The sequence below is a fragment of the Methylobacterium frigidaeris genome, assembly GCF_022179185.1.
GTDB classification, from domain to species: domain Bacteria; phylum Pseudomonadota; class Alphaproteobacteria; order Rhizobiales; family Beijerinckiaceae; genus Methylobacterium; species Methylobacterium frigidaeris.
The window spans coordinates 138,295-161,912 of sequence record NZ_BPQJ01000007.1; the positions used below are offsets into that span (position 1 = coordinate 138,295).

21 protein-coding genes are annotated in these 23,618 nt (G+C 70.2%); 11 read left to right on the plus strand and 10 right to left on the minus strand.

From position 1 onward, the window contains the following. Positions 1-81 precede the first annotated feature (81 nt). Positions 82-918: an NAD-dependent epimerase/dehydratase family protein gene (locus MFF64_RS09890; RefSeq protein WP_238190603.1), complete on the minus strand. Its 837-nt coding sequence runs from the start codon at positions 916-918 to the stop codon at positions 82-84. Positions 919-1,164: 246 nt separating this feature from the next. Here MFF64_RS09890 and MFF64_RS09895 point away from each other — a divergent pair, with 246 nt between their 5' ends. Further along, positions 1,165-2,100, plus strand: coding sequence for an SMP-30/gluconolactonase/LRE family protein (locus MFF64_RS09895; RefSeq protein ID WP_099902986.1), 936 nt, complete (start codon positions 1,165-1,167; stop codon positions 2,098-2,100). 23 nt (positions 2,101-2,123) lie between these two features. On the opposite strand, the gene speB is transcribed toward MFF64_RS09895, so the two are convergent. Beyond that, the gene (gene speB, locus MFF64_RS09900) at positions 2,124-3,164 is read right to left on the minus strand and encodes an agmatinase (protein WP_099902988.1); all 1,041 of its coding nucleotides are present in this window, start codon (positions 3,162-3,164) and stop codon (positions 2,124-2,126) included. A 297-nt stretch (positions 3,165-3,461) separates the two neighbouring features. On the opposite strand from speB, the gene MFF64_RS09905 reads away from it, so the two are divergent. Beyond that, positions 3,462-4,745, plus strand: a complete 1,284-nt coding sequence (locus MFF64_RS09905; RefSeq protein WP_238190605.1) for an MFS transporter — start codon at positions 3,462-3,464, stop codon at positions 4,743-4,745. Positions 4,746-4,762: 17 nt separating this feature from the next. Then, positions 4,763-5,845: a helix-turn-helix domain-containing protein gene (locus MFF64_RS09910; protein ID WP_099901817.1), complete on the plus strand. Its 1,083-nt coding sequence runs from the start codon at positions 4,763-4,765 to the stop codon at positions 5,843-5,845. Positions 5,846-5,915: 70 nt separating this feature from the next. Here the strand turns inward: MFF64_RS09910 and MFF64_RS09915 are convergent, their stop codons facing one another. After that, positions 5,916-6,434, minus strand: coding sequence for a Ros/MucR family transcriptional regulator (locus MFF64_RS09915; RefSeq protein ID WP_238190607.1), 519 nt, complete (start codon positions 6,432-6,434; stop codon positions 5,916-5,918). 363 nt (positions 6,435-6,797) lie between these two features. On the opposite strand from MFF64_RS09915, the gene MFF64_RS09920 reads away from it, so the two are divergent. From MFF64_RS09920 to MFF64_RS09940, 5 genes are all read left to right on the plus strand, one after another. After that, complete coding sequence (locus MFF64_RS09920; protein WP_099904887.1) at positions 6,798-8,168, plus strand: MBOAT family O-acyltransferase; 1,371 nt, start codon at positions 6,798-6,800, stop codon at positions 8,166-8,168. Next, positions 8,155-9,168, plus strand: a complete 1,014-nt coding sequence (locus tag MFF64_RS09925; RefSeq protein WP_099904885.1) for a hypothetical protein — start codon at positions 8,155-8,157, stop codon at positions 9,166-9,168. Before MFF64_RS09920 ends, MFF64_RS09925 begins: the two co-directional genes overlap by 14 nt. After that, on the plus strand, positions 9,165-9,779 hold the full coding sequence (locus tag MFF64_RS09930) for an SGNH/GDSL hydrolase family protein (RefSeq protein ID WP_238190609.1): 615 nt from the start codon (positions 9,165-9,167) through the stop codon (positions 9,777-9,779). The genes MFF64_RS09925 and MFF64_RS09930 overlap by 4 nt, the downstream gene beginning before the upstream one ends. Before the next feature lie 87 nt (positions 9,780-9,866). Further along, the gene (locus MFF64_RS09935) at positions 9,867-12,212 is read left to right on the plus strand and encodes an Orn/Lys/Arg family decarboxylase (protein ID WP_238190610.1); all 2,346 of its coding nucleotides are present in this window, start codon (positions 9,867-9,869) and stop codon (positions 12,210-12,212) included. Further along, positions 12,212-12,817 (plus strand): GNAT family N-acetyltransferase, encoded by a 606-nt coding sequence (locus MFF64_RS09940; protein WP_099901191.1) that lies wholly within the window; start codon positions 12,212-12,214, stop codon positions 12,815-12,817. The genes MFF64_RS09935 and MFF64_RS09940 overlap by 1 nt, the downstream gene beginning before the upstream one ends. Positions 12,818-13,054: 237 nt before the next feature. Here MFF64_RS09940 and MFF64_RS09945 read toward each other — a convergent pair whose 3' ends face one another. From MFF64_RS09945 to MFF64_RS09975, 7 genes are all read right to left on the minus strand, one after another. Further along, positions 13,055-13,555 carry a hypothetical protein gene (locus tag MFF64_RS09945; protein WP_238190612.1) on the minus strand — a complete coding sequence of 167 codons (501 nt, stop codon included), beginning with the start codon at positions 13,553-13,555 and terminating at the stop codon, positions 13,055-13,057. A gap of 47 nt (positions 13,556-13,602) precedes the next feature. Beyond that, a complete protein-coding gene (locus MFF64_RS09950; protein WP_238190614.1) occupies positions 13,603-13,971 on the minus strand; it encodes a hypothetical protein in 369 nt (122 codons plus the stop codon). Between the two features lie 420 nt (positions 13,972-14,391). Beyond that, positions 14,392-17,532 carry an efflux RND transporter permease subunit gene (locus MFF64_RS09955; RefSeq protein ID WP_238190615.1) on the minus strand — a complete coding sequence of 1,047 codons (3,141 nt, stop codon included), beginning with the start codon at positions 17,530-17,532 and terminating at the stop codon, positions 14,392-14,394. Between the two features lie 5 nt (positions 17,533-17,537). Further along, positions 17,538-18,806: an efflux RND transporter periplasmic adaptor subunit gene (locus tag MFF64_RS09960; RefSeq protein WP_099906840.1), complete on the minus strand. Its 1,269-nt coding sequence runs from the start codon at positions 18,804-18,806 to the stop codon at positions 17,538-17,540. Continuing rightward, on the minus strand, positions 18,803-19,489 hold the full coding sequence (locus tag MFF64_RS09965) for a TetR/AcrR family transcriptional regulator (RefSeq protein ID WP_238190617.1): 687 nt from the start codon (positions 19,487-19,489) through the stop codon (positions 18,803-18,805). The genes MFF64_RS09960 and MFF64_RS09965 overlap by 4 nt, the downstream gene beginning before the upstream one ends. A 438-nt stretch (positions 19,490-19,927) precedes the next feature. Then, positions 19,928-20,479, minus strand: coding sequence for a DUF4337 domain-containing protein (locus MFF64_RS09970; protein WP_099906836.1), 552 nt, complete (start codon positions 20,477-20,479; stop codon positions 19,928-19,930). A 12-nt stretch (positions 20,480-20,491) separates the two neighbouring features. Continuing rightward, on the minus strand, positions 20,492-20,710 hold the full coding sequence (locus MFF64_RS09975) for a hypothetical protein (protein ID WP_133123677.1): 219 nt from the start codon (positions 20,708-20,710) through the stop codon (positions 20,492-20,494). On the opposite strand from MFF64_RS09975, the gene MFF64_RS09980 reads away from it, so the two are divergent. The 3 genes from MFF64_RS09980 to MFF64_RS09990 all read left to right on the plus strand — a co-directional run bounded on the left by MFF64_RS09980 (position 20,709) and on the right by MFF64_RS09990 (position 23,574). After that, a complete protein-coding gene (locus MFF64_RS09980) occupies positions 20,709-21,425 on the plus strand; it encodes a hypothetical protein (RefSeq protein ID WP_099906834.1) in 717 nt (238 codons plus the stop codon). The genes MFF64_RS09975 and MFF64_RS09980 overlap by 2 nt on opposite strands. Before the next feature lie 115 nt (positions 21,426-21,540). Beyond that, the gene (locus MFF64_RS09985) at positions 21,541-23,208 is read left to right on the plus strand and encodes a Na/Pi cotransporter family protein (protein ID WP_099906832.1); all 1,668 of its coding nucleotides are present in this window, start codon (positions 21,541-21,543) and stop codon (positions 23,206-23,208) included. Positions 23,209-23,355: 147 nt separating this feature from the next. Continuing rightward, the gene (locus tag MFF64_RS09990) at positions 23,356-23,574 is read left to right on the plus strand and encodes a hypothetical protein (protein WP_165795843.1); all 219 of its coding nucleotides are present in this window, start codon (positions 23,356-23,358) and stop codon (positions 23,572-23,574) included. Positions 23,575-23,618: the final 44 nt, after the last annotated feature.

Below are 23,618 nucleotides of genomic sequence, written 5' to 3' on the forward strand. Positions count from 1 at the left end.
GTTCGCGACGCTCACCGGGCGGTCGCCCACCTGCGTCCGGCCCCTCCCCCACGGAGGGGGAGGGGCCGGACGTGGCGGGCCTCAGTCCCTCGTCCGCCTCGGCCGCTCGGCTTGCGGCGTGTAGTCGATCGTCGTGAAGCTGCCGCCCTGGAGGGTGCGGGCGACTGGATCGAGGGGATTCTCCCGGGCGAGAATCTCGTCGGCGTAGTCCTCCGCCGACTGGGTCGGCCGGTAGCCGATCGCCGCGGCGGCGGCCGTGTTGTCCCAGTAGCTGCGCGGGTTGTTCGAGGCGCCCCAGACCGCGACGTAGCCGGGGATCGGCGCCACGATGCTGCGCAGCACGAGCTGGGCGAGGTCGTCGTGGCCGAGCCAGGTCGAGAGATGGCGGAACTCCGTCGGCCGCGGCAGGGCGCTGCCGATGCGGAGGGCGACGCCCTCGATGCCGTGCCGGTCCCAGTACATCTGGCCCATCAGCTCGCCCCAGGCCTTGCTCAGGCCGTAGGCGCCGTCGGGCCGGAACGGCGCGTCGATCGCGAGTCGCTCGTTCACCGAGTGCATGCCGAAGGCGTGGTTGGAGCTGGCGAACACCACCCGGCGCACGCCGTGGCGGCGGGCGCCCTCGTAGACCGCCTGCAGGGCACGCAAGTTGTTCTCGATCACCTCCGGCAGCGGTTTCTCGACGCTGGTGCCGGCCATGTGCACCAGGACCTCCGTCCCTTCGAGCAGCCGGTCGACCGCCTCGGGCTCGCGCAGGTCGCCGGTCGTCACGGTCTCGGACTCCGAGAGCGGCGTCAGCGCCGTCGGCCCTCCACCGGAGCGCAGGACGATGCCGGCGGCGAGGAGCCGCGGCCGCAGCACCTCCCCGATCTGTCCCCCCGCCCCCGACAGGGCGACCCGAATTCCCGCTGCCTCGCTCATGCTTCCTCCTGCTTCATCGTTGGTGGTGCTCCCCCCGGGCGGCGCGGGTCACGCTCCATCATCGAGGAGCGACGGTCCGTCGTCGAGGATCGTCCGACGTGGTGGGCCAGCGCGCTCGCGAGCGCCGGGACAGCCGGCCGCTGGCGGCGGGCGCGGACGGGCCGGGCTTCTCGAGGAACGCCTTGCATCCGGCGCGGCGGACCGCGATGGTCCGTCGCACGAAGAAACGACAGGAGGGAAGCCCCCGTGTGGACGCCGACGACCCGGTATCCCGACCCCGCCATCGAGGTCATCGACCCCTCCTTCGCCCGCTACCGGGTGTTCAGCGCCGGGGTCGAGCGCCTGGCCACCGGCTGCCGCTGGAGCGAGGGCCCGGTCTGGTTCGGCGACGGGCGCTACCTCCTGTGGAGCGACATCCCGAACAACCGCATCCTGCGCTTCGACGAGGAGAGCGGCGCGGTCTCGGTCTTCCGCAAGCCGTCGAACTTCGCCAACGGCAACACCCGCGACCGCCAGGGCCGTCTCGTCACCTGCGAGCATGGCGGGCGGCGGGTGACGCGCACCGAGTACGACGGCAGCATCACGGTGCTGGCCGACTCGTACGAGGGCAAGCGCCTGAATTCCCCGAACGACGTCGTGGTGGCCTCCGACGGCGCGGTCTGGTTCACCGACCCGCCCTTCGGCATCCTCGGCAATTACGAGGGCGAGCGGGCCGAGCCGGAATCGCCCCAGAACGTCTACCGCCTCGATCCGGCGACCGGGGTGCTGGCGGCGGTGGCGACCGACCTCGCCGGGCCGAACGGCCTGTGCTTCTCCCCCGACGAATCGATCCTCTACCTCGTCGAGTCGCGGGCGCAACCGAACCGCCGCATCCTCGCCTTCGACGTCTCCGGCGGGCGCCTGACGAACCAGCGCGTCCACATCGATGCCGGCCCCGGCACGCCGGACGGCTTCCGCTGCGACACCGACGGCAACCTGTGGTGCGGCTGGGGCATGGGCACGGACGCCCTCGACGGGGTGATGGTCTACAATCCCGAAGGCACCCTGATCGGCCGCATCCGCCTGCCGGAGCGCTGCGCCAACGTCTGCTTCGGCGGCCGCCACCGCAACCGGCTGTTCATGGCGGCGAGCCAGTCGCTCTACGCGCTCTACGTCGACACGCAGGGCGTGGCCGGGGGATGAGGCCCCGGCCCGCGGGGCGGTAGCTAGCCCCGCCGCCCCGCCGCCACCAGGCACAGCAACTCGAACAGCACCTGCGCGGCGCATTGCGCCGTGTTGCTGGTCGAATCGTATTGCGGCGCCACCTCGACCACGTCGCCGCCGACGACGTTCAGGCCGGCCAGCCCCCGCAGCAGTGCCAGCACCTCGCGGGGCGTGAGGCCGCCCATCTCGGGCGTGCCGGTGCCCGGGGCGAAGCCCGGATCGAGGCTGTCGACGTCGAAGGAGATGTAGGTGGGGCCGTCGCCCGCGACCTCCCGGGCCCGGGCGATCACCGCCGGCAGCCCGAGCTGCGGCACCTCCTCGGCGTGGATCACCGTCATGCCGGAGACATACGAGAACTCCCACAGGTACTCGGCGCCGCCGCGGATGCCGATCTGGATCGTGCGCGCGGGATCGAGCACGCCGTCGAGCACCGCCTGGCGGAACGGCCCGCCGTGGTGAAACTTCGAGCCCTCGTAGACGCCGCCGGTGTCGCAATGGGCGTCGATGTGGATCATGCCGACCGGACGCGCGGCGCCCACCGCCCGCAGGGTCGCGCGGCTGATCGAGTGGTCGCCGCCGACCGCGAGGGGGACGACGCCCGCCTTGACCACGGTGGCGAAGAACGCCTCGATGTCCTCGTGGCAGCTCTCGAGGGAGAAGCGGCTGCGGAACGGCACGTCGCCGATATCGGCCGCCTGCAGCTCCGCCGCCGGGGTGATCCGCAGCACGTGCTCGTAGGGGCCGATGCGCTCCACCGCCCGCACCGCCCGCGGCCCGTGGCGGGCGCCCGCCCGGTTGGTGACGCCGAGATCCATCGGCACGCCGATCAGCGCCACGTCGAGGCCGCCGAAATCGGGCAGGGTCGCGGCCTCGGGGCGGAACGGCAGGTCGAGGAATGTCGCCGGGTCCGCGAAGGGCCACTTGCGCCGGTCGCTCTCGCTGAATTGCTGCGCCGCCGCCTTCGCGAAATCCGGATCGTCGATGTCGCCGCCGGTCGCGTCGAGGTAGCGGGCACGAAGGGCCGCGAGCTTGGCCTGATCCATGGGGGCTCCGGAGATGGGGGCCCGCGAGGGCTCTCGAGCCCGCGGGCGCGGCACTCGGGGGGTCGGCCTTGCGGGCCCCGGCGCGCCCGGCGTGCCCTCGGCCCGCGCCACCCGGCCGCGACAAGAGCGCAGGCCGGCCATGCTGGCAAGCCCGTTGCCCAGGCGGGCGACGCTGGGTCAGGACTCCGGCACCGCGCGGTCCGCCGCTCCCGAGACTCAAGGACCGCCCTCGATGGCCGAGCTCCAACCCGATCCCGCTGCGTACCGCCTCGTCCCGGCGAGTTGATCGGCAGCCCGATGCGCGCCCTCCTGACCCCGGCCTGGCCGGGCGTCTGGCTGCTCGCCGGCGCCCATTTCCTCGCGTTCGCGGACCGGTTCATCGCCGCCCTGGTCGCCCCGGCGATCAAGGCGGACCTCGGCTTGAGCGACTTCGAGCTCGGCCTCGCCCAGGGCACCGCCTTCGTGGTGGCCTTCGCCGCGGCGTCCCTCATGGCCGGTCCCCTGGTCGACCGCGTCCACCGCCCGCGCCTGATGGCGGCCGGGATCCTGGTCTGGAGCCTCGCCTCCCTGACCTGCGGGCTGGCGACCGATCTCGCCGAGTTCGTCCTTGCCCGACTGCTGCTCGGTCTCGGCCAGGCCGTGCTCACCCCGGCCGCCCTCGCGCTCATCGCCGCGCGGCAGCCGCGGGACCGGATCGGGCACGGCGTCTCGCTCTACACCGCCGGCGCCGTCCTGGGGCGAGGCACGGCCCTGGTCCTGGGCGGCGGCCTCCTCGCCCTGCTGCCCGCCATGGTGCCGGTGATGGGTGTCCCCGCGCCGGTCGCGGCCTGGCGGGTGCTGTTCGTCCTCAGCGCCGTGCCGAACATCGTCGTCGTCGCCCTGCTGCTGCGGTGGGAGGATCCCGGCCGCGGCGGCTCGCGACCACCCAAGCCGGTGCGGGTCGGGCCGTGGCTCGCCCGCCATGCCGGGCGCTACGGCGCCATGATCGTCGCGGGGGGAGCCGTGACCCTGGTGGTGCAGACCACCAATGCCTGGGCGGTGACGCTGCTCGTGCGCCATTTCGGCCTGCCGCTATCCTCGGCCGGGATGTTGTTCGGGGCCGTCGTGGTGCTCGCCGCGCCGCTCGGCCAGTTCGCCGGCGGGCGCCTCCTCGATCGCAGGACCAGGGGAGACCTGCCCGGCGGGCGGCTGCTGCTCGGCGTCCTCGTCGGCACGCTGCCGCTCTCGGCCGCCGTCTGCCTCGCGGACAACCTCGCCCTCGCGACGGCCGCGCTCGCCGCACTGGTTTTCGGCCTCGGCATCGGCTCCGTGACGACGCTCGCGGGGCTGCAGATCATGACGCCCCGGTCCCTGCGCGGCCGCGTCACTGCCCCGTTCATGGCCGGCATCACGCTCGCGGGGTTCGGGCTCGGTCCGCCGCTGGTCGGCCTCATGGCCGACCGCGTCTTCGGCGAGGCGGGGCTCGGGCGCGCCCTGCTGGCGACCAGCGGCCTCGCTTACGTAACGGGAATCGTTGCCCTTCTGCTGAGTGCGCGTTACCTCACGACGCACACGACCGAACGGGCGCGGACCGCCCGCTGAGCGGGCCCACCACCGCGATGGACACGATCACTCTCGGGCCAAGCACCTTCGGGCCGGGTACCGTTGCACCGGGCATCTCCGGCACGTCCCCCGCGGACGCCGCCTTCGAGGCTTATCGCGCGCTCTACAGCGGCGGCACCGATGTCGACCGACTGGGCGACACCTTCGCCGGCCCGTTGCGAACCGAGGTCGTCGCCCACCGGCTGCCGCGGATGCTGCTCTTCGACCGGCGTCTCGCCGGCGTGTCGCATGCCCGCGCGCCCAGCCGGGTCGCCCGCGACGGCTTCGACCACGTCACCTTCCACCTCGTCCTCGCGGGCAGCATGATGCTGGAGGTGCCGGGCGCGATCCGTCGGGTCGAGGCCGGGAGCATGGCCCTGTTCGACCTCACCCGGCCGCAGCGGACCTGGACCGAGGGCGCGCACATCGTCACCGCCGCGATCGCCCGCGACCGGCTCGATGCCGCGACGCTGGACGGCCTCGACCTGCACGGCCTGGTTCTCGGCCGGCGCGAGGCGGGGCTGGTGCTCGACTTCGCGCGCTCGTTGGCCGCGCATGCGGCGGCGCTGACGCCGGAACTCGCCGGCGCCGCGACCGGGTCGCTGTGCCTGATGCTCGGCGCGACCCTGGCCTCCTTGCGCGACCGGAATGCCGTGCTCCCGCCGCCGGTCGCGGCGGGCCGCGCCCGCGCCCGGGTGGTCGCCTATATCGAGCGGCATCTCGGGGATCCCGGCCTGACCAGCGCGGCGATCGCGGCCGGGGCCGGCCTGTCGCGCAGTGCGCTCTATCGGCTGTTCGAGCCGGCGGGCGGCGTCGCCCGGTTCGTGCAGCAGCAGCGCGTGGCGCGCCTGCGCCGCTCCCTGTCCCGGGCCGACGAGGACCGTACGATCGACGAGCTGGCAAGCGCGGCCGGCTTCACCTCGCCGAGCCATGCCGGCCGGCTGTTTCGCGACGCGTTCGGAATCCCGCCCGGGGAGTACCGGCGCAGCCAGCGCGCGGGTACGTCTGAGACCGGGATCGTCCCGATCGGCGCGACGCACGGGGGCGCCGCGGCGAGCCCGCCGATCGGCCTCATGGCCTGGCACGGCGAGCTCGTGTGAGCGTCGCGGCAGCCCCCGCCAGCCGCGACGCTTCGCGGAACGGCCGCCCGGGCGACCGTTCCGGACGATCTCACGCGCTGCGCGCGCGCCCGCGCTTGGCCGTCTTGGTCTCGGCCGGCTTCGCCTCGGCGGCCGGCGCCTTCACGACGGCGTCGGACGCGGCGCGCTTGGCCGCCGCCGCGACGGTGCGGCCCCGGCCGAGGCCGATGCTCTTCGCCAGCTCGGAGCGCTGGGCGGCGTAGTTGGCGGCGACCATCGGGTAGTCGTGCGGCAGGCCCCACTTGCGACGGTACTCCTCGGGGGTGAGCCCGCGGGTCGACAGGTGGCGCTTGAGCGACTTGTACTGACGGCCGTCCTCGAGGCTGATCAGGTAGTCCGGGGTCACCGTCTTCTTGATCGGCATCAGCGGAACCGGCTTCTCGGCCTCCTTGGCGACCGGCTGGCCGAGGGAGACGAAGGCGCTGTGCACGGTGCCGATCAGGCCGGCCAGATCGGCGGCCGGGACGGAATTGTTGGCGACGTAGGCCGATACGACGTCGGCGGCGAGGGCGACGAAATCGACCTCCTGGACCAGATCTTCTTGTGACACGGAGAATCATCCTAACTTACGCACCCGTTGAACGGGCTTAGACGCGATATCGGGCATCGTACCGCGGTTTCAACCCATGGTCGCGCACTTACCCCTGAATTTCCCACAGATGCTTTTGATAATCGGGCAGGCTTGCCGCCGCGCAACGGCTTTATGGCGAATTCGGTGATGCGCCCAAGCCTTGCGGAGGGTGCTGGCTACTCGACGACCTACTCTGCGACGAAGGTCGGATCGGCGCGTCGAGGGCGGAAACATGCTCACAAGCGGCCCAAGCGCCGCCGAGGCACCGCTGAGACACCGGGCGCATCCCTTTCCCTGGCGTCGAATTTGCACTAACGCGGGGGCACGACCGGCGAGCGCCGCATGCCCTTCAACTCCCTGCCGTTCCTGCTGCTGTTCCTGCCGGTGGCGCTCGGGCTGCACGCCCTCTGCGTCGCTCGCCGGCCAGGCTGGCGCGTCGCCTGGCTCGCCGCGCTGTCCTTTGCCTTCTACGGCTGGTGGGACCTTCGCTTCGTGCCGCTGCTCGCCGGCTCCGTCGCCCTCAACTGGCTCGCCGGGGAGGCCTATCGGCGGAGCCCGCGCGCCGCGATCGTCACCGCCGCGATCGTCCTCGACCTCGGGCTGCTCGGCCTCTTCAAGTATCTCGGCTTCTTTGCCGGGCAGGCGGACGCCGTCACCGGTGCGGACATACCGCAGGTCTCCCTCGCGCTGCCGCTCGGCATCTCGTTCTTCACCTTCCAGCACATCGCCTACCTGGTCGACCTGCGGCGCGGCACGGCGGAGCGGATGACGCTCATCGAGTATGCCGTCTACGTCGCGTTCTTCCCGAGAGTGATCGCCGGTCCCCTGGTCCGGCCCTCGGAACTCCTGGGCCAGCTGCGCGCCCCCGAGCCTCCCTCCGCGGACCGCGCCGCCCGCGGCCTGATGCTGCTGACCGCCGGCCTCGCCAAGAAGGTTTTCCTCGGCGACGGCCTCGGGACTTACGTCGATCCGCTCTGGGCTGCGGCTGCATCGGGCGGGCAGCCGGATTTCGCCACGGCGACGCAGGCGACGGTCGGCTACGCACTCCAGCTCTACTTCGATTTCTCGGGCTACACCGACATGGCGCTGGGCCTGGCGCTCCTGTTCGGCATCACCCTGCCGGAGAACTTCCGGGCACCCTACCGGGCGGCCTCGATCCAGGATTTCTGGCGGCGCTGGCACATCACCCTGTCGTTCTTCCTGCGCGACTACCTCTACATCCCGTTCGGCGGCAGCCGGCACGGCGTGCCGCGCCAGCTCCTGGCGCTCTTCGCCACCATGGCGCTCGGCGGGTTGTGGCACGGGGCCGGGCTCACCTTCGTCGCCTGGGGGGCGGCGCACGGGATCGCGCTCGGCCTGCACGTGCTCTGGCGCCGCGCCGGGCTGAAGCTCCCGGAGGCAGCAGGCCTCCTCGCGACCTTCACCTTCGTCTGCCTCGCCTGGGTTCTGTTTCGTGCGCCCGATTTCGCCACCGCACTCGCGGTCTATCGCGGGCTCCTCGGCCTCGGCTCCGATGCCGGAGGTACGGCCACGTTCTGGCCGCTCGCCGCCGGCGCCGGCGCCCTGGCGATCCTCGGCCCCACCGCCCGCGAGGCGGTGGAGCGCCTGATCCCGCGCGCCTGGGCCGCCGCCGCGACCGCCCTGCTGCTGGCCGCGATCCTGCTGCAGGTCGGCAACGACGCCAACCAGGCCTTCATCTATGCTCGCTTCTGAGGCCCAGGCTCGCGAGACCCTTGCTCGCGAAATCCTCGCGCGGCGCTTCCTGGTGCTGACCGCGGTATTTCTTGCCTTCCTCGTCACCGGGGTGGCCGGGCGGGTGATCTGGTTCGACGCCTACTGGGTCTTTCGCCAGGATCCGCCCTGGCGGCACGAGACCGGCGGCAACAGCCGCCTCCTCGACCGGCAGACCCGCCGGGCCAAGGTGCTGCAGGCGCTGACGCGCCCCTACGACCTCGCGCTCATCGGCTCCTCGACGGTCTATCACGGCCTCGACCCCGCCGACGTCACGGCCGTGCCGGGGTCCCGCGTGTTCAATGCCGGCATCTCGGCGATCATCGCCACGGAGCTGCCGGTGATCGCCGCGGTGGTGGCGTCGCGCGCGCCGGCGCGCGCGACGCTGGGGCTCGACTACTACATGTTCTCGCGGCCAGGCGTGCCGGTGCATCTCGACGAGGCGCTGGCGACGCCGAGCGGCCGGCTCACGGCGCTGATGGGCAGCGTGCTCGGCCGCTACGCGCTCGACGACAGCCGGCTCGCGGCGGTGGCGGGCGGTGACGACCCGGGCTCCTGGACCAGGGCCGGCTTCCGCATCACCCCACCCTTGCCGGCGGCGCTGACGCTCGCGAACGACGCCACGCGCCGGCGCACCACCGCGCCGTTCCGGCCCGAGACCCTGGCCGGCCTCGACCTTGCCCTCGACCGGCTCTCCGGCCTCGACCTGACGGTCTACCTCTCGCCGGTGAGCGACGCGCAGCGGCGGGTGCTCGCCGAGCTCGGCCTTCTCGACGATTTCTCGCAATGGCGCGAGGCGGTGATGCGGCTCGGCGCCGCCCGCGGCCGTCCGGTCCTCGACCTCACCGGCCTGGGCGATCCCTACCCGTTCGATCCCGCCGCCGGCTCGACCCCCGCCTGGCTCGACAACCTGCACTACACGCCGCTGATCGGCCGCCAGGTGCTGGAGCGGCTGGGCCTGCGCCGGCCGCCCGCCCGGTGAGCGCGGCCCGCCCCCCTGCCCCGCCGGCGAAGACCTCCGGCCTGCGCCGCCACCGCGCCCTGATGGCCCGTCTCGCCGCCGGTCCCGCGCCGGAGGCGGTGATCCTCGGCGATTCGCTCGCCGCCGGGTGGCCCGAGCCGGACCTCACGGCCGCGACGGGTCTTCCCACCCTCAATCTCGGCCTGCCCGGGGACCGGGTGCAGATCACCCGCTGGCGCCTCACCGCGATGGCCGCCTTCGCCGTCAGGCCCCGCCTCGCGCTTCTGATGGTCGGCACCAACAGCTTCGCGGACGGCGACGGCCCTGAGACCATCGTCGCCGGGCTCGCCGCCCTGGTGGCGGCTCTGCGCGCCGTCTGGACGCCGCCGGTCATCGTGCTCGCCACCGTGCCGTGGCGCGAGAGCCTCCCTCAGCGGAGCGAGGCCGACCGGCTCGCGCTCAACGCCGCGATCGGGGACCTCGTCCGCATCGAGACCCTCGCCCTCCTCGACTGCGACGCGGCGCTTGGTCCCGACCCCGCCACTGGCCTCGAGGCCGACCGGCTCCATCTGAACGCCCGCGGCTACGCCGCGCTCAGTGCCGCCCTCGGATCCCTGCTGCGCACCGGCTGAATCGATGGCCGTGCCGCTGCTGTCATCGGATCGTCACGAGAGCGGCCGACACGCAGGCCATTCCGTAAACGACAGGAGCCCCGCCCGATGGACTTCCACCGCCGCTTCACCGTGCTGATGTGCACGCCGGCCTTCGATCCGGACGACCTGGAGGGCGCGCGCGTCAATCAGATCGTGGCGGCGGTCGAGCATCGCGGCTTCGAGGTGGTGCGGGCGCGGCGGGTCGAGGATGCGGCGATCGCAGTACAGACCGACGCGGCGGTCGGCTGCCTGGTGGTGGATTGGGGCAAGCGCGGCCTCGACGGCAAGGCAGCGGCGCTCATCGACATGATGCGCAGGCGCGGCCTCGAGATGCCGATCGTCATCATGGTCCGGCGCAAGCGGCTCGAGGACATCCCGGTCGAGCTGCTCGACTTCATCGACGGCTACATCTTCCTCGCCGAGGAGACGCCCGAGTTCATCGCCCGCGGCCTCGTCAGCCGGGTGACGCAGTACGCCGAGACCCTGAAGACCCCGTTCTTCGGCGCGCTGGTCGACTACGCCGAGAAGGGCAACCAGCTCTGGACCTGCCCCGGCCACAATGGCGGCATCTTCTACAACCGCTCGCCGATCGGCCGCATCTTCGTCGAGCACCTCGGCGAGGCGATCTTTCGCGACGACCTCGACAACTCGGTCCTCGACCTCGGCGACCTCCTGACCCACGAGGGCCCGGCGCTCAAGGCGCAGAAGGAGGCGGCCCAGATCTTCGGGGCGGAGAAGACCTACTTCGTGCTGAACGGCACCTCGGCCTCGAACAAGATCGTGCTGTCCTCCCTGGTGGCCGAGGACGACTTGGTGCTGTTCGACCGCAACAACCACAAGGCGGCGCATCACGGCGCGCTGTTCCTCGGCGGCGGCATCCCGATCTTTCTCGAAACCGACCGCAACGCCTACGGGTTGATCGGCCCGATCTTCCACGAGGCGCTGGACGAGGACCGCATCCGGCAGAAGATCCGCACCAACCCGCTGGTCAAGGACCGCGAGGCGTGGCGCCGCGAGCGGCCGTTCCGCGTCGCGGTCATCGAGCAATGCACCTATGACGGCACGATCTACGACGCGCGCGAGATCGTCGCGAGGATCGGCCATCTCTGCGACTACATCCTGTTCGACGAGGCCTGGGCCGGCTTCATGAAGTTCCATCCCCTGTTCCAGGGCCGCTACGCCATGGGGCTGACGGGACTCGACGAGACCTCGCCCGGCATCATCGCCACGCAATCGACCCACAAGCAGCTCGCCAGCTTCAGCCAAGCCTCGCAGATCCATACCAAGGACGGCCATATCCGCGGCCAGACCCGGCGGGTGGAGCACCGGCGCCTCAACGAGAGCTTCCTCGTCCACGCCTCGACCTCGCCGTTCTACCCCCTTTTCGCCTCCCTCGACGTCGGCGCCCAGATGATGAAGGGGCGCTCCGGCATGATCCTGTGGGACGACACGATCCGGCTCGGGATCGAGTGGCGCAAGAAGGTGCGGGCGATCCGCAAGGAGTTCGAGGAGAACGAGCGCGACCCGAAGCGGCGTTGGTTCTTCGACCCCTTCGTGCCCGACATGGCGACCGGCGCCGACGGCGCGCAGGTGCCGTGGGAGAGCCTGCCGACAGACGAGCTCGCCTCCGACCCGCGCCACTGGGAGCTGAAACCGGGCGCGGGCTGGCACGGCTTCACCCATGTGGCGCCGGGCTACGCCATGACGGATCCGAACAAGCTCACGGTGCTCACCCCCGGCTTCGACCGGCGGACCGGCGAGTACACCGAGCACGGCGTGCCGGCCCCGATCGTCGCGCAGTACCTGCGCGAGAACCGCATCGTCGCGGAGAAGAACGACCTCAACTCGCTGCTCTTCCTGCTGACCCCGGGCGTCGAATCCTCGAAGGCCGGTACGCTGATTTCGGGCCTCGTCGCCTTCAAGCGCCTGCACGACGACAACGTGCTGCTGGAAGAGGCGATGCCGGAATTCGTCCGGCGCCGGCCGCAGCGCTACGGCGGCGTGCGCCTGCGCGACCTCTGCGCCGATTACCACACCTTCCACCGGAAATCGGGAACTTCGGCCTTGCAGCGCAAGCAATTCGCCCCCGAGCACCTGCCGGAGATGGTGATGCCGCCGAAGGCCGCGGCGCAGATGCTGACCCGCAACAACGTCGACTTCGTGCCGATCGCCGAGGCCGAGGGGCGGATCGCCACGACCTTGATGCTGGTCTATCCGCCCGGCATCGGCACCGTGTTGCCGGGCGAAAGACTCGACGCGCGGGCGAAACCCATGCTCGACTACTTCAAGATGTTCGAGGCCGCCGCCAACCTCTTCCCGGGCTTCGAGGCCGAGATCCAGGGCGTCTACCGCCAGGTGGAGCCGGACGGGCGCATCCGCTTCTACACCTACGTGCTGCGGGAGGAGCGCTGATGGATTCGGCCCCGGCGCAGCCGGAAATCGTGATCCGCCCGTCCACGGATGCGGACGTCTCGGCGATGATCGACATCTACGAGCACCATATCCGCCACGGCGTCGGCGATACCGGCGACTTCGAGGAGGATCGGCTACTGCCGGACGACCTCAAGCGCCGGCGCAAGAACATGCGCAGCAAGCGCCTGCCCCACCTCGTGGCCGAGCGCCACGGCATGGTGGCCGGCTACGCCTACGCGGTGCCGTTCCGCAAGCGGCCGGCCTACCGCTACACCCTCAAGCACTCGATCTACGTCCATGCAGGCCACCTCCAGGCCGGCATCGGCCGGCGCCTGCTGCCGGCGCTGATCGAGGCCTGCGCCGCCGGGGGCTACCGCCAGATGATCGGCTACATCGACGCCGAGAACGAGGCGTCCTTGCGCCTGCACGAGGCCTGCGGCTTCACCAGGGTCGGCCACCTGCCGGCCGTAGCCTACCGCTACGGCCGCTGGGCCGACAGCGTGATGGTGCAGTGCCCGCTCGGCACGGGGGCCGTGGACCAGCCCTCGACCTGGCGGCAGGAGGCGGCGGCGCAAGAGGCGCGGGCGCCGCTGCCGCTGGGGTGAGGACACTCGGCGATCCAAGCCGTCCAAAGAAAAACTCGTTCCCCTCTCCTTTCCGGGAGAGGTGCTTAGATCGAAGCTCCGCCAGCTCGACCATGTGAACATTTGCATGCGTGATACAAAATCCAGAAATAATCTTCCGGATTTTGTATTATCAGGGAAGCTATGACGCGACCGTAGTGATCGACATCAATACCGATTACATTCGAATATTTTTATCTATGTTGGATGCAATAATTATCATTCCTTCTTGAGTGTTGATGTTACCAGAGCAATGCACTCTTCAGCAACAGCCTTGAAGCGCCTGCCGTTGTCATTTAAACCAGAAATATTATATGCTTCCGCATTGTCATTGTTGATTTCTGCAGCGTTGGTCGTCGAGTTATTATTTTTGGCTGATTTTCGTATATCGCGAATTCGCGTGAATGCAGCCCATCTCGACATCTCAGGCAGTTCGTCATTCTCCATGATCTGCAATTGCACCTTGGTCAACTCCGGCGGCTCGTCAGGCGAGAGAAAATCTCGCAATGTCTTGCAGTCATTATTTATAATATAATGTTCTCCGTCGCAAACAGCTCTATGTCGTTCGAAATCCTCAAAAACATCATGGAGATAGCGCGATGCATAACGAAGAGCGGAAAGAATGTTTCGTCTTTTCTCGCCTTCGAATAAATCTTCACGAATTTTTACAGTTTCCCTGCTTTGTTCAAGTGCAATCTGTATCTTATCTATCTCGTCCATACTGTTCTCAAAGAAGGCCTTCCTAATAATCAAATTGCCATCAGCTTTCATGGAACGGGAATGCATAGTTCTTTTAATGTGCTTGGTTGAGCGGTACAACTTGCCGACTTCAATTGCCAAATCCCTCTTGACAGACAGGCAGCTCTCCCGCCTAGCTTTCTCTGCTGCTCCTGCTTTTCGAGTTCTTCCGCCATCATTTTCTCCCGTTTTTCATTTTCTTCTTTGATAATATTAAAATATAAAAAGATTGCTCCGCCCAGCAGGGTAACGAACGAAAATTGAATGATTGTCCTGAACGCATCCTCGCCGACGGTATTTTTTATAAATGAATTTAATATACTTTTATCCATCAGCAACATCAGAGATAAGAACGCAGCTGCGACAATTACGGCAATGGCAGTCTCTCTGCGTCGCATAGCTTGATGTCCTTCGGACGATGGATCAGCGGCCAATATGATATACGAATTTTTATAACCTGATAGCAGGGCGCGGCTATTACATGATTCGAGATGGCAATATGGGTCAACGCGCAGGTCGCGGCAGATTGCATTGCAGTTATGGGTTTGCGCCCGTCTCGACGGGGAGAGTGAACGGGCGACTGTGCAACCTGCCTCGCCCGAAGTGATGGTCAAGCTGTGGTGGACGGGCCTGCGTGACGCCAAGCAGTATATCAGCCTACCGTTTGCGGTGCCCAGCGTAGCCTCTTCGGGCGGCGTCGCCGTTTGACGCGGAACGGTCTCGAGCAAGAGAGGGCGCCAGATCTTCTCCTCTCTCGTCCCGCGAGCGAGGAGAAGATCTGGCGCCTCATCCGTTCGGGACTGTCCGACCGATCACCCTCACTCCGCCGGCATGTGCCGGCCTGCCTCCCCCTCCGGTTGGCTCGCCGGCAGGCGACCGCGGCGCAGGGACAGGACGAGCCGGGTCGCCCCCGTCCCGAGGCGGTCCATGTAGAGGTAGAGCACCGGCGTGATGAACAGGGTGAGGAGCTGCGAGACCAGCAGCCCGCCCACCACCGCGACGCCGAGGGGCTGGCGCAGCTCGGCGCTCGCCCCGTGGCCGATGGCGATCGGCAGGGTGCCCATCACGGCCGCCGCCGTCGTCATCATGATCGGGCGGAAACGCAGGGCGCAGGCCTCGCGGATCGCCGCTGCCGGGCTCCAGCTCTGCTCGCGCTGCAGCACCAGGGCGACGTCGATCATCATGATGGCGTTCTTCTTCACGATGCCGATCAGCATCAGCACGCCGATGATCGCGATCACCGAGAGGTCCATCCCGTAGAGCTGGAGCGCGCCGAGCGCCCCGATCGCCGCCGCCGGCAGGCCGGTGAGGATGGTGAGCGGGTGGATGAAGCTCTCGTAGAGGATGCCGAGCACGAGGTAGATGGTGATGACGGCCGCCGCGAGCAGCAGGCCCTGGTTCGCCAGCGCGTCCTGGAACACCTGGGCGGTGCCGGCGAAGGTCGTGGTGATGGTGCCCGGCACCCCGAGCTCACCCTTGATCGCGGCGATGCGGTTCACCGCCTGGCCGAGGGCCACGCCGGGGGCGAGGTCGAACGAGATCGTCACCGCCGGCAGCAGGCCGAGCTGGTTGATCGAGAGCGGGCCCGGCACCCGGGTGACGCTGGCGACGGCCGAGAGCGGCACCAGCTTGCCGCCGCTCGCGCGCAGGCGGATCTCGTCCAGCCGGTCGGCGGTCCAGTTCAGGCGCGGATCGAACTCGGTGATGACCTGGTAGCTGTCGGCGGTGCCATAGATGGTCGAGATCTGGCGGGTGCCGAAGCCGGTGTAGAGGGTCTGGCGGATCTGGTCGGAGGTGATGCCCAGCGCCTGCGCCTTATCGGTATCGACCGTCACCTTGGCCTGGAGCGCGGCGTTCTGCAGGTCGCTGGTGACGCCCGCGAAGGTGGCGCGGTCGCGGGCCAAGGCCTCGGTCAGCCGCTCGGACCAGCGCTCGAGCTCGGGCCGGTTCAGGCCCTGCACCACGTACTGGTACTGGCTCTTCGACTGGCGCCCCCCGAGGCGCAGGTTCTGCACCGGGGTGATGAACGAGGTCAGGCCCGGCACCGCGGCGAGGTCGCGGCGCAGTTCCGCGATGGTGCGGGAAAGCGGCGGGCGCAGGTCGCGGTCCTTCAATTCGACGAAGAACGAGCCCTGGTTGAGGGTCCCGGAGAAGCCGTTCGAGCCCGCCCGGCTCACCACGTGGGCCACCGCCGGATGGCGGGCGAGGATCACCTCGGCCTCGTGCTGGAGGGCGCTCATCGCGTCGAAGGACACGTCCTGGCCGGCCTCGGTGGCAATCTGGAGCTGGCCGATATCCTCCGCCGGGAAGAACCCTTTGGGGATCACCACGAACATCCAGGCGGTGAGCGCGACGGAGGCGAAGAACACCATCAGCACCGCGAAGGGCCAGCGCAGGCACAGATCGACGCCGCGCTCGTAAGCCCCCTGCATCCGCGCGAAGCCGCGCTCGAACAGGTTCTTCGTCTGGCCGTGCCCGGCGGCGTCGGCCGGCAGGCGGGCGGCGAGCATCGGGGTCAGCGTCAGCGAGATCACCGCCGAGGCGACGATCGCGATCGTCACCACGATGGCGAACTCGTTGAAGATCCGCCCGACGACGCCCCCCATCAGCAGGACGGGGATGAACACCGCGATGAGCGAGATGGTGATCGACAGGATGGTGAAGCCGATCTCGCCGGCGCCCTTCAGCGCCGCCTCGAACGGCTTCATCCCCTCCTCGACGTGCCGGACGATGTTCTCCAGCATCACGATCGCGTCGTCGACGACGAGGCCGACCGCCAGGGTGAGGCCGAGGAGCGAGATGTTGTCGATCGAGTAGCCGAGCAGGTACATCGCCCCGAAGGTGGCGATGATCGAGATCGGCACCGCGATCGAGGGGATCAGCGTCGCGGCGAGCCGCCCGAGGAACAGGTAGATCACCGCGACGACGAGGCCGATGGTGAGCACCAGCGTGAACTGCACGTCGTGCACCGCCTCGCGGATCGAGACCGAGCGGTCGTTGACGACGTCGATGGTGCCGCTCGACCCCAGCTGCTCCTGGAACTTCGGGAGCATCGCCCGCACCCGGTCGACCACGTCCACCGTGTTGGCATCGGGCTGGCGCTGCACCGCCAGCACCAGGCCACGGGTGCCGTCCTTCCACGAGGCGATGCGGTTGTTCTCGACCGAATCGATGACGCGGGCGACCTCGCCGAGGCGGACCGGCCGGCCGTTGCGCACCGCCACGATCACGTCGCGGAACGCGTCGGCGTTCATCAGCTGGGTGTTGGTCTGGATGGTGAGGTTCTGCCCCCGCCCCTCGACCACGCCGACCGGCGTCGAGGTGTTGGCGTTCTGGATCGCCGCCTGCACCTCGTCGACGCCGATGCCCCGCGCGGCGAGCACGTTCGGGTCGAGCTGCACCCGGACGGCGAATTTCTGACTGCCGAAGACCAGCACCTGCCCGACGCCGGTGATGGTGGAGAGTGACGGCGAGATCACCGTCTGGGCGAAGGCGTCGAGGGTCGGCAGCGGCGTCGTCTCGCTCGACAGGGCGAGCAGGATCACCGGCGCGTCGGCGGGGTTGAGCTTGCGGAAGCTCGGCGGGATGGTGAGCTCGATCGGCAGCCGGCGCAGGGTGCGGGTGATCGCCGCCTGCACGTCGGCGGCAGCCTGGTCGATGTTGCGCGACAGCTCGAACTCGACGGTGATCGAGGTGAAGCCCTGGTAGTTCGTCGCCGAGATCGTGGCGATCGATGGGATGGTGGAGAACTCCTTGATCAAGGGCGTCGCCACCGAGGCGGCCATCGATTCGGGCGAGGCGCCGGGGAGCTGGGCGGTGACCGAGATGGTCGGGAAATCCACGGTCGGCAGCGCCGCCACCGGCAGGAAGCGGTAGGCGAACAGCCCCGAGAGCGTCAGCGCGATCGAGAGCAGGATCGTGGCGACGGGCCGGCGGATGAACGGGGCCGAGAGATTCATGACGCCTACTCGATGCGGGTGGGGGCGCCGGATGCCGCGGCCTGCGCCTCGGTCGCGTCCTGCGGGCGCTCGCTGACGGGCAGGCCGGGGCGAACCCGGAACTGGCCCTCGACCACCACGCGCTCGCCGGTCTTCAGACCCTGAGCCAGGGCGGCGCGGCCGTCGCGGGAGGCCAGCACCTCGACGGTGCGGCGCTCGGCGGTGCGGTCAGGCTTCACGACCCAGACGAAGCTGCCCTCCTGCCCCGGCTGCACCGCGGCCTGGGGCACCGTGACGGTGCCAGGCCGCGAGCCGAGATCGACCTCGATCCGGACGTACTGGCCGGGCCAGAGCCGGTCGTCCTCGTTCGGGAACAGCGCCCAGGCGGTGACGGTACCGGAGGCCTGGTCGACGCTCGAATCGACGAAGGTGAGGCGTCCGGTCGCCAGCACGGCCTCGCCGCCGCTGGGATAGACCCGGACTGGTGCGGTGCCGGGCCGGCTCAGCGCCGCCCGCAACCCGTCGAGGTCGCGCTCCGGCAGCGAGAAGGTGGCGCGCAGGGGCCGCATCTGCGTGATGGTGACGAGGCCGGTGCCGGCGGATTCGTTGCCCTTGACGAGGTTGCCGGTGGTGACGAGCACCCGGCCGAGGCGCCCCGCGATCGGCGCCCGCACGATGGTGTAGTCGAGCCGGACCTTGTCGGCCTCGATCGCGGCCTGCGAGGCCGCGACGTTGGCGGCCGCGACCTTGGCCTCGGCGGTGGCGACGTCGAACTGCGCCTGCGAGGCGGAGGACCGGGACAGCAGCTCGCCGACGCGGCGGACGTCGTTCTGGGTGCGGACCTGGGTCGCCTGGTCGCGGGCGAGCGCCGCCTCGTCCCGGGCGATCTGGGCCCGGATCTCGCGGTCGTCGAGGCGGTAGAGCACGTCGCCCGCCTTCACCACCTGGCCGTCGCGGGCGAGCTGCTCGACGATGACCCCGTCGATGCGCGGGCGGACCACGACGCTCGCCATCGGCTCGACCCAGCCCACCGCCGAGCGGGTGAGCGCGAGGTCGGTGACGCCGGCGGCCACGGTGGTCACGACGGGACGCGAAGCGGCGGGGTTCGCCGGGGCTGCGGGCGCTGGCGGCGCATAGGCGACCGGCAGGTGCTCCGGCAGGTGCCGGGCGAGATCGGCCGGCAGCGCCCCCCGGGCCGTGCTCCAGGCGGCGCGGGTGTCGCCGCCGTGGCGCTGCACGAGCCATCCCGCCCCGGCTGCGACGAGCGCCAGGAGGACGAGGACGAGGCGGATCATCGCGGGGCTCCGTTCGCCGGCGCAGGAGGCGCGCCAAGGCCGTTGAGGAAGAAATCGGCGACCGAGGCCGAGGCTGGCGGGCGCCGGCCGGTGCCGTGCACTGCCATGCGGATGCCACCGAGGATCATCAGGACGGCGAGGTCGATGTCGGGCACGTGCAGCTCGCCCGCGACGACCCCTTGACGGAGAAGGCCCGCCAGCGCGCCGCGCAACCCGTCGAAACCCTCGCGCAGGACGCGCCGGCTGCGCTCGCCGAACTCGGCGCCGCGCCCCTCGATCGCGGTCAGCGCCGGCGAGAGGGCGCCGATACGCTCCAGCACCAGCCCGACGGCAGCGCGCAGGCGCGCGGGTGCGTCCGTCGCGGGAATCGCTCCGATAGCGTCGCGCAGCTCGGCGAGCGTCCAGGCGAGGCCATTGATGAACAGGGCTTCCTTAGTGGGGAAGTAGCGGTACAGCGTGGGCTTGGCGACGCCGGCCTCGGCGGCGACCGCATCCATGTGCACGGCCGCGTAGGGCAGCCGCGAGAACAGCCCCATCCCGGCCTCGAGAATGCGGCGGCGGCGCTTGGGATCAAGCGTTCTGGGATCAAGCGGCTTGGAATCGAGCGGGCGGTCGGCGAGGGGACGCACGACGGAAGGGCGATCGACCTCAAGGCGATCGACTTGGCGGGCGGCGTCGCTCATGAAGGCCTAACTGAACTGACGGGTTCAGTTTAGGGGCACGGCGTGGCGGGCTGGCAAGCACCGGCTTCTGCGACACAGGGGCGCAACATCGCCAAAGCGAAATGGACGATCAGCCTTACATCCAGGCGTTGCGAGACGACGAGGATGAAGACTTCGAAGTCTTGCGCCTTTTGAGGGGAAACGATCGCATATCGAGCAGCGTCCATCCGCCCCTGGGCGTCATCGACCCGGTTTCGCGGGAGCCGCGCGCGGCGGAACCCGGGCCCCGCCTCGCAGGTGTGTCCGAGGATTGCGGATCGCGTTCCGCTTCGTCCCGCGCCGCACCCGGCGGATCGGGATCCCGGGCGCCGCTCTCACGGCCCCGGGACGACCAGGAGGGTTGCCGATCAACCCGGAGGATCGTCGACGACAGCGTCGGGTCCGCCGTCGCGCCGATCCTCACACCAGATGGATCGCGTGCGGCGCGAACAGGCCGATCGCCAGCATGGCGATCCCCGCGACCCCGAGCGCCCCGCCCGCGAAGGCGAGCGCCGCGATGCCGGTGATGACCTGGGCGGAGGCGAGCACGATGCCGATCTGGAAGGCGGCGGAGCCGAGCTCGTAATGGTGGTAGCGGGCGAGCGACAGGTCGCGCTTGGCCTCGGCCGCTTTGGCCTTGGCGGCGAGTTCCTTTCGGCCGTCGCCGGAGGCCGGGTCGGATTCCCAGCGCGCCATGGTCTTGGCCCATTCCTCGACCTGCTTCTTTACCGCCTCCGGGGGCGCGCCGGGCTCGAGGGCGATCTCCTCGCTCGCGGTCTTCAGCACCGTGGCGCGGATCGTGCGGGCCTGGAAATAAGCCCACTGGTTGGCGGATTCGACGTTGGCGCCGAGCGCGTCGGTCTGCGCGCTCTTCGCCAGGGTCTCGCCGAGGGCGAGGAAGAGCGCCAGGACCGAGATCAGCAGCGCGATCTTCTTGTTGGAGCCGTCGACCGCTCCGTGACCACCCGACATCGTCGTCTCTCCTCAACCGGCCATGATGGCGCGCCTCGCGCCCGATCTGGCGAAACCCTGCGACAGGACGAAGAACAGCCGCGCCACGCGCGAGCGGCGAATCGGCGGCCCGAGCGCCTTCATAGCCGGGCCGCCGGGCCGCGCCAGCCCCCGCTTGCGGCTCAAGCGCGGACCGGGCAGGCCTGCACGACGGCCCCGCCCGAGGGCCCGTCCGGAGAGACGCCACACCATGCCGCAGTCCAATTTCCTCGCCCGCTTCCTCGCCCCGCTGCCCGCCTGCCTCGCCGTTCCTCTGGCCGTCCTCCCCGCCCGGGCCGCCGGACCGGACTGGCCCGACACCTATCTCTCCCGCGTCGAGGCCGTGGCGGTGGTGCAGAGCCTCAACGCGGCGCTGCTGGCGAGCCGCAGCGCCACCGCGACGCTCGAGGGCTGGTGCGCCGCCCACCGCATGGCCGAGGCACCGCGCTTGGTGGCCAGGCTGGATCGGGGCGTCGACAAGCCGGCCGGCCCCGAGACCCGCAAGCGCCTCGCCGTCGGGCCGGACGAGCCCCTGCGCTATCGCCGGGTGCGGCTCGCCTGCGGCGACCACGTGCTGTCGGAGGCCGACAACTGGTACGTGCCGGCCCGCCTGACCCCGGAGATGAACCGGGTGCTGGAGACCACCGACACGCCGTTCGGCCGGGCGGTCTCGGCCCTCGGCACCACCCGCCAGACCGTCGGCGCCGAGCCGCACTGGCAGCCCCTGCCCGAGGGCTGGGACCAGGCGCTGCCGCCGGCCCCGGCCTGCGGCCCGCTCAACGTGCCCGAGCACCTGTTCAGCCACCGGGCGGTGCTGTTCACGGGCGAGCGGCAGCCCTTCTCGGAGGTGGTCGAGACCTATACCCGCGCGGTCCTGGACTTCGCCCGCGCAGCCCGCCCGGCCGATCCCGCCTGCCCCAAGCCCTGACGAGGAGCGCGGGACAAGGAGCGGTGACGGGCAGCAGACTTGCATCGGGGGACGGAACCCGGATGCTCGGGACCTGTATGCTCAGGCCGGACCGGACGGAGGCTGACCCGCGCCGATGGACACCACTCTGACCCTGCTCGACCTCTGCGGCGCCGTGGCGCTGCTGCTCTGGGGCATCCACATGGTGCAGACCGGGGTGCAGCGCGCCCTCGGGCCGCATCTGCGCCGCCTGCTCGGGGTGGCGCTCGGCAACCGGGTGAAGGCGCTCGCGGCGGGCCTCGGCGTCACGGCGCTCCTCCAGAGCAGCACCGCGACCGGCCTGATGGTGGCCTCCTTCGCGGGGGCCGGGCTGGTGGCGGTGGTGCCGGCGCTGGCCGTGATGCTCGGCGCCAATATCGGCACCACCCTGATCGTGCAGGTGCTCTCCTTCGACGTCGCCCGGGCCGCCCCCGTCCTGGTGCTCGTCGGCGTGATCCTGTTTCGCCGCGGGGCCACGCCGCGCACCCGCGACCTCGGCCGGGTGGCGATCGGCCTCGGGCTGATGCTGATGGCGCTCGCGCGCCTCGTCGAGGTCATCACCCCCTACGAGGACGTGCCGGCCTTGCGGGTGCTGCTCGGCGCCGTCGCGACCGACCGGCTGATCGCCCTGCTGCTCGGCGCGGTACTCACTTGGGCGGCGCATGCGAGCGTGGCGGTCGTGCTGCTGGTGATGTCGTTCACGCAAGCCGGCGTGCTGCCCCTGGAGGCCGGGATGGCCCTGGTGCTCGGGGCCAATCTCGGCTCGGCGCTCAACCCGGTGCTGGAGGGCGCCCGGGACGGCGAGGCCGCCGGGCGTCGGGTGGCGCTCGGCAACCTCCTCACCCGCGCGCTGGGCTGCCTCGTCGCCCTGCCCTGCCTCGGGCTGATCGGGCCGCACCTCGTGACCTGGCAGCCCGACCTGTCGCGCGCGGTGGCCGATTTCCACACCGCCTTCAACCTCGTCCTCGCGCTGATCTTCCTGCCGCTCCTCGATCCCTTCGCGGCCCTGCTGCGCCGGCTGGTGCCGGAGCGGATCGACGCCCACGATCCCGGCCGGCCGATCCACCTCGACGGGGCCGCCCTGGAGACGCCGCCGGTGGCCCTCGGCGCCGCCGGCCGCGAGGCCCTGCGCATGGCCGACGTGCTGGCCGAGATGATGGGCGGCGCCGGCGAGGCGCTGACCGGTGGCGACCGCACCAAGGTGGCGCAGATCCGCCGCATGGACGACACCCTCGACCGGCTCAACGCCGCCATCAAGGCCTACCTCGTCCGCCTCGACCCCGAGTCCTTGAGCGAGGACGACGAGCGCCGGGTCGCAGGCCTGCTGGCCTTCACCACCAACCTGGAACATGCCGGCGACATCCTCTCGCGCAACGTGATGACCCACGCCGCCAAGCGCCTGAAGCGCGGCCTCGCCTTCTCGGCCGAGGGCAAGGCGGAGGTGGGGGCGCTGCTGGCGCGGCTCTCCGCCAACTTGAGCGCGGCCGGCGCCGCCTTCCTGACCGAGGATCCCCGCGCCGCTCGCCGGCTCGCCGACGAGAAGGCGGTCTTCCGCGATCTCGAGGCGCGGGCGACCGAGGCCCATTTCCGCCGCCTGCGCGAGGCCGGTCGCATCGCGGGTCCCGTCCCGGCCGAGGCCACGACCCTCTATCCCGACCTCATGCGCGACCTTAAGCGGGTCAACGATCACCTCGTCGCCGGTGCCGCCTACCCGATCCTGGAGAGCCGCGGCGCCTTACGCTCGAGCCGCCTCGAAGCCCCGTGACCGCTCACCGCGGACCCAGGCCATCATCGCTCACCGTGAGAACCGTCTGCGCTCGGCGAAGCTCGTTGCTCGACTTGCGAGAGCCTGATCGAGCGGAGTTCTCGAAAAGCCGGGGATCCTCGACCGACCTCATCCTGAGGTGAGAGGGTGGGATCCGCCGCCATATCTCAGAGCTTGCGGGCGGCAATCGGCTCGATCCGCGGGCCGTTCGTGCCGCTGCTGAAATCCGCGCTTGCCGCGACGACCGGCGACGCCGTGGTCGGCCGGGTGCGCGGGCCGCTGGTCGCGACGGAGGCCGGAATCGGCCGGTGCATCGGGGCCGAGCACGCCGGCCTCGCGCGCGCCGCGGCGGCGAAAAACCTGTAAGACACCTGGACGAGCGGCGATCCACGCCGCCTTCGGGAGGAGAC